The organism is Stenotrophomonas sp. 1278, assembly GCF_029892765.1.
GTDB lineage: Bacteria > Pseudomonadota > Gammaproteobacteria > Xanthomonadales > Xanthomonadaceae > Stenotrophomonas > Stenotrophomonas indicatrix.
Window position 1 is genome coordinate 52760 of the sequence record NZ_JARXWD010000002.1, and the last position, 13096, is coordinate 65855.

Annotated in this window: 12 protein-coding genes; 6 read left to right on the plus strand and 6 right to left on the minus strand. The window is 64.9% G+C overall.

The features are described 5' to 3' along the window. Nucleotides 1-2: 2 nt before the first annotated feature. Genes M2299_RS02320 through M2299_RS02330 form a run of 3 tightly spaced genes read right to left on the minus strand, consistent with a single transcriptional unit; the run spans nt 3 to nt 2274 of the window. On the minus strand, nt 3-1028 hold the full coding sequence (locus tag M2299_RS02320; protein ID WP_025876815.1) for a hypothetical protein: 1026 nt from the start codon (nt 1026-1028) through the stop codon (nt 3-5). After that, nucleotides 1025-1915, minus strand: a complete 891-nt coding sequence (locus M2299_RS02325) for an ABC transporter ATP-binding protein (protein WP_032976317.1) — start codon at nt 1913-1915, stop codon at nt 1025-1027. Before M2299_RS02325 ends, M2299_RS02320 begins: the two co-directional genes overlap by 4 nt. After that, nucleotides 1915-2274 carry a GntR family transcriptional regulator gene (locus M2299_RS02330; RefSeq protein WP_012511573.1) on the minus strand — a complete coding sequence of 120 codons (360 nt, stop codon included), beginning with the start codon at nt 2272-2274 and terminating at the stop codon, nt 1915-1917. Before M2299_RS02330 ends, M2299_RS02325 begins: the two co-directional genes overlap by 1 nt. Nucleotides 2275-2897: 623 nt before the next feature. On the opposite strand from M2299_RS02330, the gene M2299_RS02335 reads away from it, so the two are divergent. The 5 genes from M2299_RS02335 to M2299_RS02355 all read left to right on the plus strand — a co-directional run bounded on the left by M2299_RS02335 (nt 2898) and on the right by M2299_RS02355 (nt 6858). Continuing rightward, nucleotides 2898-3485 carry a glutathione peroxidase gene (locus tag M2299_RS02335; RefSeq protein ID WP_025876823.1) on the plus strand — a complete coding sequence of 196 codons (588 nt, stop codon included), beginning with the start codon at nt 2898-2900 and terminating at the stop codon, nt 3483-3485. A 96-nt stretch (nt 3486-3581) separates the two neighbouring features. After that, nucleotides 3582-4559: an FKBP-type peptidyl-prolyl cis-trans isomerase gene (locus tag M2299_RS02340; RefSeq protein WP_025876825.1), complete on the plus strand. Its 978-nt coding sequence runs from the start codon at nt 3582-3584 to the stop codon at nt 4557-4559. Between the two features lie 23 nt (nt 4560-4582). After that, nucleotides 4583-5932: a UDP-glucose/GDP-mannose dehydrogenase family protein gene (locus M2299_RS02345; protein WP_025876827.1), complete on the plus strand. Its 1350-nt coding sequence runs from the start codon at nt 4583-4585 to the stop codon at nt 5930-5932. Next, the gene (locus tag M2299_RS02350) at nt 5925-6164 is read left to right on the plus strand and encodes a SlyX family protein (protein WP_025876828.1); all 240 of its coding nucleotides are present in this window, start codon (nt 5925-5927) and stop codon (nt 6162-6164) included. Before M2299_RS02345 ends, M2299_RS02350 begins: the two co-directional genes overlap by 8 nt. Before the next feature lie 10 nt (nt 6165-6174). After that, a complete protein-coding gene (locus M2299_RS02355) occupies nt 6175-6858 on the plus strand; it encodes a DUF2058 family protein (RefSeq protein ID WP_032976315.1) in 684 nt (227 codons plus the stop codon). A 75-nt stretch (nt 6859-6933) separates the two neighbouring features. Here the strand turns inward: M2299_RS02355 and metH are convergent, their stop codons facing one another. From metH to M2299_RS02370, 3 genes are read right to left on the minus strand one after another with little or no spacing between them, the layout of a single operon-like run. After that, nucleotides 6934-9618, minus strand: coding sequence for a methionine synthase (gene metH, locus M2299_RS02360; RefSeq protein WP_280883775.1), 2685 nt, complete (start codon nt 9616-9618; stop codon nt 6934-6936). 54 nt (nt 9619-9672) lie between these two features. Next, on the minus strand, nt 9673-10767 hold the full coding sequence (locus tag M2299_RS02365) for a homocysteine S-methyltransferase family protein (protein ID WP_059064614.1): 1095 nt from the start codon (nt 10765-10767) through the stop codon (nt 9673-9675). 7 nt (nt 10768-10774) lie between these two features. Beyond that, nucleotides 10775-11704 (minus strand): metalloregulator ArsR/SmtB family transcription factor, encoded by a 930-nt coding sequence (locus tag M2299_RS02370; protein ID WP_032976312.1) that lies wholly within the window; start codon nt 11702-11704, stop codon nt 10775-10777. A gap of 135 nt (nt 11705-11839) precedes the next feature. Here M2299_RS02370 and M2299_RS02375 point away from each other — a divergent pair, with 135 nt between their 5' ends. Continuing rightward, nucleotides 11840-12988: an acyl-CoA dehydrogenase family protein gene (locus M2299_RS02375; RefSeq protein WP_032976311.1), complete on the plus strand. Its 1149-nt coding sequence runs from the start codon at nt 11840-11842 to the stop codon at nt 12986-12988. Nucleotides 12989-13096: the final 108 nt, after the last annotated feature.

A 13096-nucleotide genomic window follows, 5' to 3' on the forward strand; every position in this document is an offset into this window, starting at 1 on the left:
GATCAGATTTCGCCAGCGCGCTTGCGCAGGCGGATGGCGATGAAGATGAAGGCCACGCCGAAGGCCGCGCCGATCCACAGGTCGGGCATCGCCAGCGACTTGAGCTGGGCAGAGGGCGCCATCAGCGCCACGATCGAGTCCAGATCCTGCCTGGATTCACCGCCACCGGCGCGGTACAGCAGATCCATTCCCGGCATCGCACCCAGCAGCAGACGGCCGACGATGTGTTGCCAGAACCAGCCGGTGGTCAGGTCGAACAGGTGCATCAGCTTGGTGGTGCTGACGATGATGCCGGCGAACAGCGGCAGCATCACTGCCCAAAGGAACGGCTTGCTCCGTGCCCAGGCCGAGCACAGCAGCAGCCAGCCGGCAGTGGGCAGCGCCCACAGGGCGTACACCGGGATGGACACGAACATGCCCATGACCAGGCTCATCGGATTGGCAGGTCCCACGATCAACTGCATCGCATCGCCGCCGTGGGAGACCACCACCAGGCACAGTATCAGCATGAAAACGAGCAGGGTCAGGCTGGAAGCGATGATGGCGATGAGCGGTGCGACGATCAGTGCACTGAGCACCTTGGACAGTACGGTCTGGGTGTCCGACAGCGGCAGCGACTTCCAGAACAGGATGCTGCGGTCGCGGCGATCGTCATACAGGGCGCCCAGGCAATAGAAGAACACCACAAAGGCAAGCACGATCAGTGGCCAGGACGAGGTCAATACCATCGCCAGGTCCAGGCCGTTGCCCAGGTCGGCCATGTCCTTGGCGCTGATGTCGCGGGTCAGCACGGCCAGATCCAGGCCGTTGATGTTCACGCTCTCGCCGTCGATGTGCAGGCCGCCGTCGCGGGCGGCACGATGCAGGGCGAACAGGCCCAGGCCGATGCCGATGCCGCTCATCAGCAGCGAGACGATGCCGGCGATCACCGGGGCGTACAGGAAACCACCGCGGTTTTCCCAGTATTCGCGCTTGAGCAGCCAGCGCAGGGTGCCTGCGGGACTGACAGGATGGTTGACGGCATTCATGCGTAGGTCCCCTTCATGACAGCGACGAACAGATCGGCAAGGCCGGCGTTGCGGGTTTCACCCAGGCTGGCCAGCTGGCTGCGTGGCACCCCGTCGAACAGCAGGACGGTCTTGCCGAAGGCCTGGCTGCGCTCGTCGATGGGCTTCAGTGCGCGGGCGGTTTCAAGCTGGTCGGCACCGACCAGCAGTTCGGTATAGCGGTCGCCGACTTCGTCCATTTCCGCATTGAGGACGATGCGACCATCGCGGATGAACATCACGTCGGTGAGGATGTGCTCGATCTCTTCCACCTGGTGGGTGGTGACGATGATCGTCTTCTGCTCGTCGAAGTAGTCTTCCAGCAGGCGCTGGTAGAACTCCTTGCGGTACAGGATGTCCAGGCCGAGCGTGGGTTCGTCCAGCACCAGCACCTTGGCGTCGATGGCCATCACCAGGGCCAGGTGCAGCTGCACGATCATGCCCTTGGACAGTTCGCGCACGCGCTGCTTCGGCTGCAGCTTGGTGTTGGCCAGGAAGCGTTCGCAACGGGCGCGATCGAAGCGGGGGTGCACGCCGGCGACGAAGTCGATCGCCTCACGCACCTTCAGCCAGCGCGGCAGCACGGCGACATCGGCGATGAAGCAGATGTCGTTCATCAGATCGTCGCGGTGCACGCGCGGGTCGCGGCCGAGCACGCTCAGCTCGCCTTCCACCGAGGTCAGGCCGAGCACCGCCTTCAGCGCGGTGGTCTTGCCGGCACCATTGGGGCCGATCAGGCCGATGATGCGGCCTGCCGGAATGGAGAAGCTGGCGTTGTCGAGCGCGAGCGTGTTCTTGTAAGCCTTGCGAAGGCCACGGGCGGTAATGACAGCGTCGCTTGGCACAGCGGTAGTGGGACTGGCATTCATCAGAATTTCCCCTGGGGCAACAATTCGTCGAGACTCAGGCCCAGTCGCTGGATGCGTTCCAGTACGGCCGGCCATTCTTCATTGAGGAAGCGTTCGCGCTCGCTGCTGCGCAGCTGCGTGGCCGCCTGTTCGGTCATGAACATGCCCAGCCCGCGGCGCTTCTCGACCAGGCCTTCATCGGCCAGCTCCTGGTAGGCGCGCGAAACGGTGATGGGGTTGAGCTGGTAATCGGCGGCCACCTGGCGCACCGAAGGAAGGGCATCGCCCGGCTTGAGGATTCCGTCAAGCATCATGGCGATCACGCGTTCCTTCAGCTGGCGGTAGATGGGAGCGCCGTCGCTCCACTGGATGTCGCTCATATTCAGCTCCGTGGGGTCAGCGGCTGTGCGAACGAGAAATACGGCATGGACAGGGAGCTGTGCAGCCGACGCGGGGGGGAGGGGGAGGGAGCGGCATTCCCTGCCGTGGGTGCTGCTGCGTCCTGCGTACTGTCTTCGGAGAGGGTGGGGGAGGACGCGGCCGGCGGTGCCGGCATGGCCAGCCAGACCAGCACGAACAGGGTTGATACCGCGGTGACCGCGGGGGCGGCAAGGCTGCGACGCATCCGGCTGTTCATGGTTCCCCCTGTCTCAGGTGACTGGTGTTGTATGCAACTATAACACCGGCACGCCTGTGTGCAAGTCCTGCCCCCACCCAACTGATGGCAGGGGTGGTCACGGCACCGCAATGTTCGTTCAACCGCTTGATATGCATCGAAAAAGAGAAACTGCGGAGGCGCGTTTTCAGTCCGCCTCCCATTCAGCCATGTCCATGCTATGTCATCAGCAGCGGGCTGGGACGCGCGGCAGACTGCTTCCGCCACGCCGTGCAAAGCGCGACAACGCATGCGCTCCAGAGACGTGCAGACCCCGGTGCTATAGTTCGGCCGATTCCCGGCCGGTCACGGCCGGACCCCTGGAATGGCTACCGCGGACCGTCTCCCATGCCTTTGTCGACTGCCTCCTCGCGCCGCCTTCGCGGCCTGTCCCTGTTGACCCTGCTGGCCGCAGGCCTGGCCACGTCGGCCGCCGCTTCGGCCGCCGATCTGCTGGATCTGTCGTACCGGCCGCTGGCGGGCAAGCAGCAGGTCAACCTGCAGCAGCGTTACCACGGGCAGGTGCTGCTGGTGGTCAATACGGCAAGCAAGTGCGGCTATACCCCGCAGTACGAGGGTCTGGAAGCGCTGCAGAAGCAGTACGCCGGCAAGGGGTTTGCCGTGCTCGGCTTCCCGTCCAACGATTTCAAGGGGCAGGAGCCGGGTGATGAAAAGCAGATCCAGGATTTCTGCACGCTTACCTATGGTGTGAAGTTCCCGATGTTCGAAAAGGTGCACGTGACCGGCGCGCAGGCCACGCCGCTGTATCAGCGCTTGACCGCCGCCACCGGCGTGGCGCCGGCCTGGAATTTCCACAAGTATCTGGTCGGACGCGATGGCACGGTCATTGCCCAGTTCGCCAGCAAGGTCACCCCGGATGATCCGCAGCTGAAAGCGGCCATCGACAAGGCGCTGGCGGCACCGGCCGCACATTGAATGCCGGCACGGATGCCTCGACATCGACGGCATGCGTGCGACAATACGTGTTTTCGCGCCGACGTCGGCGTCCAGTCACTTCCAGGAATGCAGCGAATGAAAATGGGAATGCGCGGCGCCGCGGCGTCGGTTCTGATTCTGGCGATGGGCACCTCCGGTGTCGCCCTGTCGCAACAACCGGCCGCTCCTTCGGCCGCCAAGGAGACCGCACCCTTGAATTCCCCCAAGCAGAAGCTCGGCTACGCCATTGGTCTGGATGTGGCCAAGTCGTTCGCGCCGATCGCCGATGAAATCGATGCAGCCGCGCTGCGCACTGCCGTGGAGCGTTCCTTCGAAGGCCTGCAGCCGCAGATCACCCAGGAACAGGCCAAGGCGACCGATGCCGCCCTGCGCCAGGTGGTGATGGCCCGCAGCGGCCAGCAGGTGCCGGGCGTCGCGCCGGGCTCGCAGCCGGCGAAGGTTGATCGGGTCAAGGTCGCGCAGATGATCGGTGCTTATTCGGTGGGTCCGTCGCTGGCACAGCTGAAGGACGATATCGATACCGCTTCGCTGTTTGACGCAATCAACACTGGCCTGAGCAAGGGCCAGCCGAAGATGAGCGAAGCCGATGCCACTGCCACCATCCAGTCGTTCATGGGTGCCAAGCAGGCCGAGATGCAGGCAAAGGCCGCACAGGCAGCGCAGACCAACCGTCAGGAAGGCAACGCGTTCCTGGCCAAGAACAAGACCCAGCCGGGCGTGGTGACCACCCCGTCGGGCCTGCAGTACCAGGTGATCCGTCCGGGCAGTGGCGAGCGTCCGTTGCCCTCCAGCAAGGTGCGCGTGAACTACGAAGGCAAGCTGCTCAACGGCACGGTGTTCGACAGTTCCGCGGGCCGTGGCCCGGCCGAATTCGGTCTGGACCAGGTCATCAAGGGCTGGACCGAGGGCGTGGCCCTGATGCCGGTCGGCTCGAAGTACCGCTTCTGGATCCCGGGTGAACTGGCATACGGCGAGAACGGCACCCCGGGTGGTCCGATCGGTCCGAACTCCACCCTGACCTTCGACGTCGAGCTGCTGGGCGTTCTGCCGTAAGCCAACACGGAGTCAGCACGGATATGCGCGTTGCGATTTTTGGTACCGGCTACGTAGGTCTGGTGACCGGCACCTGCCTGGCCGACGTTGGCCACCAGGTGGTCTGCGTCGATATCGACCAGGCCAAGGTGGATGGCCTCAACCGGGGCATCATCCCGATCTACGAGCCCGGCCTGGAGCCGATGGTGAAGGCCAACCACGCCGCGTCGCGGTTGGTGTTCACCACCGACGCGGCGACCGCCATCGGCCACGGCCAGGTGGTGTTCATCGCCGTGGGCACGCCGCCGGACGAGGATGGCAGCGCCGATCTGCAGTACGTGCTGGCCGTGGCCCGCACCATCGGTCGGTACATTTCGGTGCCGACCGTGGTGGTCAACAAGTCGACGGTGCCGGTAGGCACCGCCGACAAAGTGCGTGCGGCCATTGCCGAGGAGCTGGCGGCGCGTGGGGCGGATATCGCCTTCGATGTGGTGTCCAACCCCGAATTCCTGAAGGAAGGCGACGCCGTTGCCGACTGCATGCGGCCTGACCGCATCATCATCGGTGCGACCAGCGCCGAGTCGGTCGCCGTGATGCGTCGCCTGTACGCACCGTTCAATCGCAACCACGATCGCGTGGTGGAGATGGACGTGCGTTCGGCCGAGCTGACCAAGTACGCCGCCAATGCAATGCTGGCAACCAAGATTTCGTTCATGAATGAAATCGCCAACATCGCCGAGCGCGTGGGCGCCGACGTCGAGCAGGTCCGCCAGGGCATCGGTTCGGATCCGCGTATTGGCTGGCACTTCATCTATCCGGGTGCCGGTTATGGCGGTTCGTGTTTCCCCAAGGACGTGCAGGCACTGGCGCGCACCGCGCAGCAGGCCGGCCTGGAGCCGAAGCTGCTGAACGCGGTGGAGGCGGTCAATGAATCGCAGAAGGGGCACCTGTTTGCCCTGATCCAGCGCCACTACGACAAGGGCGAAGACGAAGGCGTGCGCGGCAGGACGTTCGCCGTGTGGGGCCTGGCGTTCAAGCCGAACACCGATGACATGCGCGAGGCCTCCAGCCGCCGCCTGCTGGCCCAGTTGTGGGAAGGCGGTGCGACAGTGCGCGCCTACGATCCGGAGGCGATGCATGAATCGCAGCGGATCTTCGGCGAGCGCGACGATCTGGTGTTCTGTGACAGCGCCGACGATGCGCTGCAGGGCGCCGATGCACTGGTCGTGGTGACCGAGTGGAAGCAGTTCCGCAGCCCCGATTTCCAGATGCTGCGCGAGCGGCTGAAGGATGCGGTGGTGTTCGACGGCCGCAATCTGTACGAGCCGGCTGAAGTCGAGGCCGCCGGCCTTGCGTATTACGGCATTGGCCGGGGGCGTTCGCTGCATGTCTGAAGTACCGACCGAACGCGAGCAGGCGCTGGAAGCGCGCCTGGTCGAGCTGGAGATGCGCGTGTCCTTCCAGGAGCACGCGCTGGCCGAACTGAGCGATGCACTTGCAGACGCGCGCATGGAAGGCAGCCGCAATGCCGGCATCCTGCGCGTGCTGCTGGAAGACCTGGGCAAGGTCCGCAATGCATTGAATTCTTCTGATCCGGCGAGCGAACCGCCGCCGCCGCACTACTGATCCATATCCTATGAGCGATACCCTCCGCGACCAGCTGATGGGCCTGGGCTTCAAGCCCGCGCCCAAGCCCGAGCGCAAGAATGATGCCCCCCGCCGTGATGGCCGCCCGCAGGGCAAGGGTGGCGCTGGCAATGGAAAGCCGCAGCACGCTGGCAAGGGCGAACACAAACCCGGCGAGCGGCGGGCGCATGGCAATGGCGGCCCGGGCAAGCCTGGCCAGCAGCGTGGCCAGGGCCACGGGCAGGGGCCGCGCAAGCCGCGTACCGCCGAGGAAATGGATCTGGCCAAGGCTTACGCGATCCGTGCGCAGCGGGAGAAGGAAGAGCGCATCGAGACCGAGCGCCTGAAGCAGGAAGAAGCCCGCCAGCGCCGCGAGGCCAAGGTGAAGCTGGAAGAACTGCTGAAGGACAAGAGCCTGAATGCCGAAGCGGCCGATATCGCGCGCCACTTCCCGTACGGCGGCAAGATCAAGCGCATCTACGTCACCGCCGAGCAGCTCAAGGCACTCAATGCAGGTGAACTGGGCGTGGTCCAGCTCAACGGTCGCTACCTGCTGGTGACGGCTGAAGTCCTCGCCCAGTCTGAGGCGGTGTTCGCCGCTTCGGTGGCGTTGAAGGTCGACCCGAATGCACCGGCCGAGGACGATCCGTACGCCGACCCGCAGTACCAGGTGCCCGACGACCTGGTCTGGTAAGCACCGACAAAAAGGGGACGGAGGGGATTAAGTCGTTTGTGCCAAGAACGACTTAATCCCCTCCGTCCCCTTTTTTCATTCCGGATCGTAGTCGAGGTTGGACGCCAGCCAGCGTTCGGCCTGGGCACGATCCACGCCCTTGCGGCGAGCGTAGTCGGCGACCTGCTCGCGACCGAGGCGGCCGACCACGAAATACTGGCTCTGCGGGTGGCTGAAGTAGTAGCCCGACACCGCCGCGGTCGGCAGCATCGCGAAGCTCTCGGTCAGTTGCATGCCGGCGTTGGTTTCCGCGCCCAGCAGATCGAACAACCGGCGTTTTTCGCTGTGCTCGGGGCAGGCGGGGTAACCGGGCGCGGGGCGGATGCCGCGGTACTTTTCGTCGATCAGCGCTTCGTTGTCGAGCGTTTCGGCGTGGTCGTACCCCCAGAATCCGGTACGTACCCGCTGGTGCAGGCGTTCGGCCAGGGCTTCGGCAAAGCGGTCGGCGAGGGCCTTCAGCAGGATTGCGTTGTAGTCGTCGTGGTCGGCCTCGAAACGGGCCACGTGCGCGTCGATGCCGATCCCGGCGGTCACTGCGAAGGCGCCGATCCAGTCCTGCTTGCCGCTGTCGGCCGGGGCGATGAAATCGGCCAGGCAGAAATCCGGGCGTTCGGCCGGCTTGTCCACCTGTTGCCGCAGGAAGTGCAGGGTGGCCTCGCCATCAGGATGCTGCACACGTACGTCGTCGCCGATGCTGTTGGCAGGCCACAGGCCGAACACGGCCTTGGCCCGCAGCCACTTCTCGTTGACGATGCGGTCGAGCATCGCGCGCGCGTCCTGGTACAGCTCGCTGGCCTGGGTGCCGACGATCTCATCGGTGAGGATCGCCGGATATTTGCCGGCCAGCTCCCACGCCTGGAAGAACGGCGTCCAGTCGATGTAGGGGACCAGCTCGGCGAGTGGGTAGTCATCGAATACATGCAGGCCCGGCTGCTTCGGTGCGGGTGGCGTGTACGCCTGCCAGTCGCACTGGAACTTCTGGCCACGTGCATGTTCCAGCGACACCAGGCGCTTGGCGTCACCGCGGTTGCGGTGGCGGGTGCGGATCTCAGCGTAGTCCGCCTCGTTGGCGGCGACGAACGCATCCCGCAGCTCGCGCGAGATCAGCGACTGCGCCACGCCCACGGCGCGCGAGGCGTCCTTCACCCAGACCGTCGGGGCTTTGTAGTGCGGGTCGATCTTCAGCGCGGTGTGCGCACGCGAGGTGGTCGCGCCGCCGATCATCAGTGGCAGGTCAAAGCCCTGCCGCTGCATTTCACGGGCGACATGGCTCATTTCTTCCAGTGACGGCGTGATCAGGCCGGACAGGCCGATGATGTCGGCCTGGTGCTCGCGGGCGGCATCGAGGATCTTCTGCGCCGGCACCATCACGCCCAGATCGATCACTTCGAAGTTGTTGCAGGCCAGCACCACGCCCACGATGTTCTTGCCGATGTCGTGCACATCGCCCTTCACCGTGGCCATGATGATCTTGCCGTTGCTCTTGGCGGTGTCGCCGCTGCGGGCCTTTTCGGCTTCGATGTAGGGCAGCAGGTAGGCCACTGCCTTCTTCATCACACGTGCCGATTTCACCACCTGCGGCAGGAACATCTTGCCGGCACCGAACAGGTCTCCGACCACGTTCATGCCGGCCATCAGCGGGCCTTCAATGACGTCCAGCGGGCGGCTGGAACGTTGCCGGGCTTCTTCGGTATCGGCGTCGACCCAGGCATCCAGGCCATGCACCAGCGCATGCGCCAACCGTGCGTCCACCGGCTTCTCGCGCCAGGCCAGGTCTTCGGTCTTCGCCGCGCCCTTGCTGCCCTTGTAGCGCTCGGCGATTTCAAGCAGGCGCTCGGTGGCATCAGAGCGGCGGTTGAGGATCACGTCCTCCACGCACTCGCGCAGTTCCGGCTCCAGCTCGTCGTAGATCGGCATGGCGCCGGCGTTGACGATGCCCATGTCCATGCCCGCGGCGATCGCGTGGTACAGGAACACCGAGTGGATCGCCTGGCGCACGGTTTCGTTGCCGCGGAACGAGAACGAAACGTTGGACACGCCGCCGGACACATGGCAGTGCGGCAGCGTCTGCTTGATGATGCGGGTGGCTTCGATGAAGTCGACCGCGTAGTTGTCATGCTCCTCAATGCCGGTGGCGACGGCGAAGATGTTCGGGTCGAAGATGATGTCCTGTGGCGGAAAGCCGATTTCATCGACCAGCAGGCGATAGGCGCGGGTGCAGATTTCAACCTTGCGTGCGCAGGTGTCGGCCTGCCCGCTCTCATCGAAGGCCATCACCACTGCCGCCGCACCGTAGCGCAGCACTTTGCGCGCATGCTCGCGGAACAGCTCCTCGCCTTCCTTCAGCGAAATCGAATTGACCACGCTCTTGCCCTGCAGGCACTTCAGGCCAGCCTCGATCACGCTCCACTTGGAGGAATCGACCATTACCGGGATGCGGGCGATGTCCGGCTCGGACATGATCAGGTTGAGGTAGCGGGTCATCGCCGCTTCCGAATCGATCAGGCCCTCGTCCATGTTGACGTCGAGTATCTGTGCGCCGCTGGCCACCTGCTGCCGGGCCACGTCCACCGCTTCTTCGTAACGGCCTTCCTTGATCAGCTTGCGGAACTGCGCGCTGCCGGTGACGTTGGTGCGTTCGCCGACATTGACGAACAGCAGATCCGGGGTGATGACCAGCGGTTCCAGGCCGGACAGGCGGGTAGGGCGGACAGGCGTCATGATCGGCGGCAACTCAACGGCAACAGGGGGACGTGCGGGAGGGGGCGGAGGTGTTCATGCCGCCTGCACCTGGGCGGCAGGCAGGGCGCGGGGCGGCAGCCCGGCCACCGCCAGCGCGATCGCGCGGATGTGGTCCGGTGTGGAGCCACAGCAGCCGCCGACCAGGTTGAGCAGGCCATCTTCGGCAAAGCCACGCAGGGTGGCGGCCATTTCCTCGGGTGTTTCGTCGTACTCACCGAATGCATTGGGCAGGCCGGCGTTGGGATGGGCACTGACGTAGCAGTCCGACACCTGCGACAGGGTTTCCACGTGCGGACGCATGGCATCGGCGCCGAGTGCGCAGTTCAGGCCGATCGACAACGGCCGTGCATGCGCGAGTGACGCCTGGAACGCCTCGGCGGTCTGTCCGGACAGGGTGCGCCCGGAAGCATCGGTGATGGTGCCGGAAATCATGATCGGCAGCCGCGCGCCACGTGCATCGAAGGCCTCCTCGATGGCGTACAGCGCAGCCTTGGCGTTGAGCGTATCGAAGATGGTCTCGACCATGATCGTGTCGGCGCCACCATCGATCAGGCCATCGATGGCTTCGCGGTAGGTGCCGCGCAGCTCATCGAAACTGGTGTTGCGGAAGCCGGGATCGTTGACGTCCGGGCTGATCGAAGCGGTGCGGCTGGTCGGGCCGAGAACGCCGATGACGAAGCGCGGCTTGTCCGGTGTGGTGGCCGCCACCGCATCGCAGCAGGCACGTGCGACGGCCGCACCTGCCTTGTTCAGCTCGTACACCAGGTGTTCGAGGTGGTAGTCGGCCTGGCTGACCGAGGTGGCGTTGAAGGTGTTGGTTTCCACCAGGTCCGCGCCCGCTTCCAGGTAGGCGGTGTGGATGCCGGCGATGACCTCCGGCCGGGTCAGCAGCAACAGGTCGTTGTTGCCCTTCAGGTCGTGGCCTTCGGGTGTGCCGCCGTGGTCGCAGCCGGGCCCATGGGCGTGGTCGTAACCGCCGGCGAAGCGCTCGCCCCGGTAATCCTCTTCCTGCAGGCCGTGGCGCTGGATCATCGTGCCCATCGCGCCGTCGATGATCAGGATCCGATCACGCAGGGCAGCGAGCAGCGATTCCACGCGTTCCGGGTGCAGCCAGGGCAATGCGGGCATATCGACCTCAGGGTTTGTTGGCGATCAGCGAGATCACTTCGAAATGCGGCGGGCGTTTTTCGCGGGTGACCGTTTCCAGGTTGGAGACCTGCAGGCCGGCCTTGTCGACGAACTTCTTCAGCTCCTTGTCGCTGAAGCCGAGGTTGACATGGCCATAAGCATCGACCGCGGCTTTGTGCTCGTGGCGGGCCAGGCTGCACAGCAGCAGGCGACCGCCCGGGCGCAGCACGCGCGCGGCTTCGGTGACCGCCTGCGCCGGCTTGCTGGCGTAGGTCAGGGCGTGCATCAGCACCACAAGGTCGAAGCTGCGGTCCTTGAAGGGCAGGGCATGCATGTCGCCCTCGCGGACTTCCACGTTCGGCAGGCGGCGCAGGCGTTCGCTGGCGGCGGCCACCACGCGCGCACTGGTATCGATGCAGATGTAGCGCCTGGCGTGCGGGGCGACCAGTTCGGCCAGCACACCGTCGCCGGAGGCGATATCCAGCACGTCGCCGGTTTCCAGCAATGGCAGCGCGGTGCGCGCCAGCGCTTCCCAGGTGCGGCCCGGGGAGTAGTGGCGCTCCATGTCGCCGGCCACGCTGTCGGCCCAGTTCTGGTCGGCAGCGCGGTGGGCGAGCACCGCCGCTACCCGTTCAGCATCCTGGCGCAGCAACGGGTCGTCGCTTCCGTTGCTCAGGGCATGCCACAATGCACGCTGCGCCGGGTCCAGCTGGGCCTCGTCGAAGCGGTAGTAGGCCGACACGCCCGCACGGCGGTCGCGCACAAGGCCGGCTTCCTTCAGGCGCGCCAGATGAGTCGATACCCGCGGTTGCGCCAACCGGGTGATGGCCGAAAGCTCGGCCACGGTCAGCTCTTCCTGCTCCAGCAGCGCCAGCAGGCGCACGCGGGTAGCATCGGCGAACACCTTCAGGCGGGTCGACCAGTCTTCCAGATCCATAAACATCTACCTATCGCGATATAGAGATATATTCGCTGACGGCGCCCCTTCCGGTCAAGTCGCAGCTCCCCACGAGTCAGCCGCCGATGTCCGGCCCCCGGTACAATCGGCGAACCATTTTCCCGGGAGGGTGTTGTGGATTTCAGCTTTACCGAAGAGCAGTTGATGCTGCAGGACGTTGCGCGCCGGATCGCGCAGGAGAAGATCGCCCCGAGCGCGGAGCACCATGACCGTACCGGTGAGTTCCCGCTGGACAACATCCGCCTGCTGGGCGAGAACGGCCTGATGGGCATCGAAGTGCCGACCGAATACGGTGGCGCGGGCATGGACCCGATCGCGTACGTGCTGGCGATGGTGGAGGTCGCCGCCGGTGATGCTGCGCATTCGACCATCATGTCGGTCAACAATTCGCTGTTCTGCAATGGCATCCTGACCCATGGCAGCGAAGCGCAGAAGCAGAAGTACGTGCGCGCCATCGCCGAAGGCGAGGCCATCGGTGCATTCGCGCTGACCGAGCCACAGTCGGGCTCGGACGCCACTGCCATGCGTTGCCGCGCGGTCAAGCAGGCCGACGGCAGCTATGTCATCAATGGCAAGAAGAGCTGGATCACTTCCGGCCCGGTGGCCAAGTACATCGTGCTGTTCGCGATGAGCGAGCCGGACAAGGGCGCACGTGGCATCACCGCGTTCATGATCGACACCGACAAGGCCGGTTTCGGCCGCGGCAAGACCGAACCGAAGCTGGGCATCCGTGCCTCGGCCACCTGCGAGATCGAGTTCAACGATTACGTGGCGCAGCCCGAAGACGTGCTGGGGCAGGAAGGGGAGGGCTTCAAGATCGCCATGGGCGTGCTTGACGCCGGCCGCATCGGCATTGCCTCGCAGGCGATCGGCATCGCGCGCGCCGCCTATGAAGCGACCCTGGAGTATGTGAAGGACCGCAAGGCCTTCGGTGCGGCCATCGGTACCTTCCAGATGACCCAGGCGAAAATTGCCGACATGAAGTGCAAGCTGGATGCGGCGCTGCTGCTGACCCTGCGTGCGGCATGGGTGAAGGGCGAGGGCAAGCGCTTCAGCAACGAGGCCGCCATCGCCAAGCTGACTGCTTCGGAAGCGGCAATGTGGATCACCCACCAGGCCGTACAGATCCATGGTGGCATGGGCTACTCCAAGGAAATGCCGCTGGAGCGCTACTTCCGTGATGCCAAGATCACCGAGATCTACGAAGGCACTTCGGAAATCCAGCGCCTGGTGATTGCCCGCAACGAAACCGGGCTGCGTTGATTTTCCCGTGCCGCGCCGCTGCAATGGCGGCGCGGCAGCGGCAGTAGATCCACGCCATGCGTGGATGGCGTTGTGCCCAGATGGCATGCCCCTCTGGCTTTCCAGGAT

Bases quoted from the DNA above. Each gene is read 5' to 3' on its own strand.
- M2299_RS02340 (WP_025876825.1), top strand. From the start codon at position 3,582: ATGAAAATGGGAATGCGCGGCGCCGCGGCGTCGGTTCTGATTCTGGCG.
- M2299_RS02365 (WP_059064614.1), bottom strand. From the start codon at position 10,767: ATGCCCGCATTGCCCTGGCTGCACCCGGAACGCGTGGAATCGCTGCTC.
- M2299_RS02350 (WP_025876828.1), top strand. From the start codon at position 5,925: ATGTCTGAAGTACCGACCGAACGCGAGCAGGCGCTGGAAGCGCGCCTG.
- metH (WP_280883775.1), bottom strand. From the start codon at position 9,618: ATGACGCCTGTCCGCCCTACCCGCCTGTCCGGCCTGGAACCGCTGGTC.
- M2299_RS02320 (WP_025876815.1), bottom strand. From the start codon at position 1,028: ATGAATGCCGTCAACCATCCTGTCAGTCCCGCAGGCACCCTGCGCTGG.
- M2299_RS02355 (WP_032976315.1), top strand. From the start codon at position 6,175: ATGAGCGATACCCTCCGCGACCAGCTGATGGGCCTGGGCTTCAAGCCC.
- M2299_RS02330 (WP_012511573.1), bottom strand. From the start codon at position 2,274: ATGAGCGACATCCAGTGGAGCGACGGCGCTCCCATCTACCGCCAGCTG.
- M2299_RS02345 (WP_025876827.1), top strand. From the start codon at position 4,583: ATGCGCGTTGCGATTTTTGGTACCGGCTACGTAGGTCTGGTGACCGGC.
- M2299_RS02335 (WP_025876823.1), top strand. From the start codon at position 2,898: ATGCCTTTGTCGACTGCCTCCTCGCGCCGCCTTCGCGGCCTGTCCCTG.
- M2299_RS02370 (WP_032976312.1), bottom strand. From the start codon at position 11,704: ATGGATCTGGAAGACTGGTCGACCCGCCTGAAGGTGTTCGCCGATGCT.
- M2299_RS02325 (WP_032976317.1), bottom strand. From the start codon at position 1,915: ATGAATGCCAGTCCCACTACCGCTGTGCCAAGCGACGCTGTCATTACC.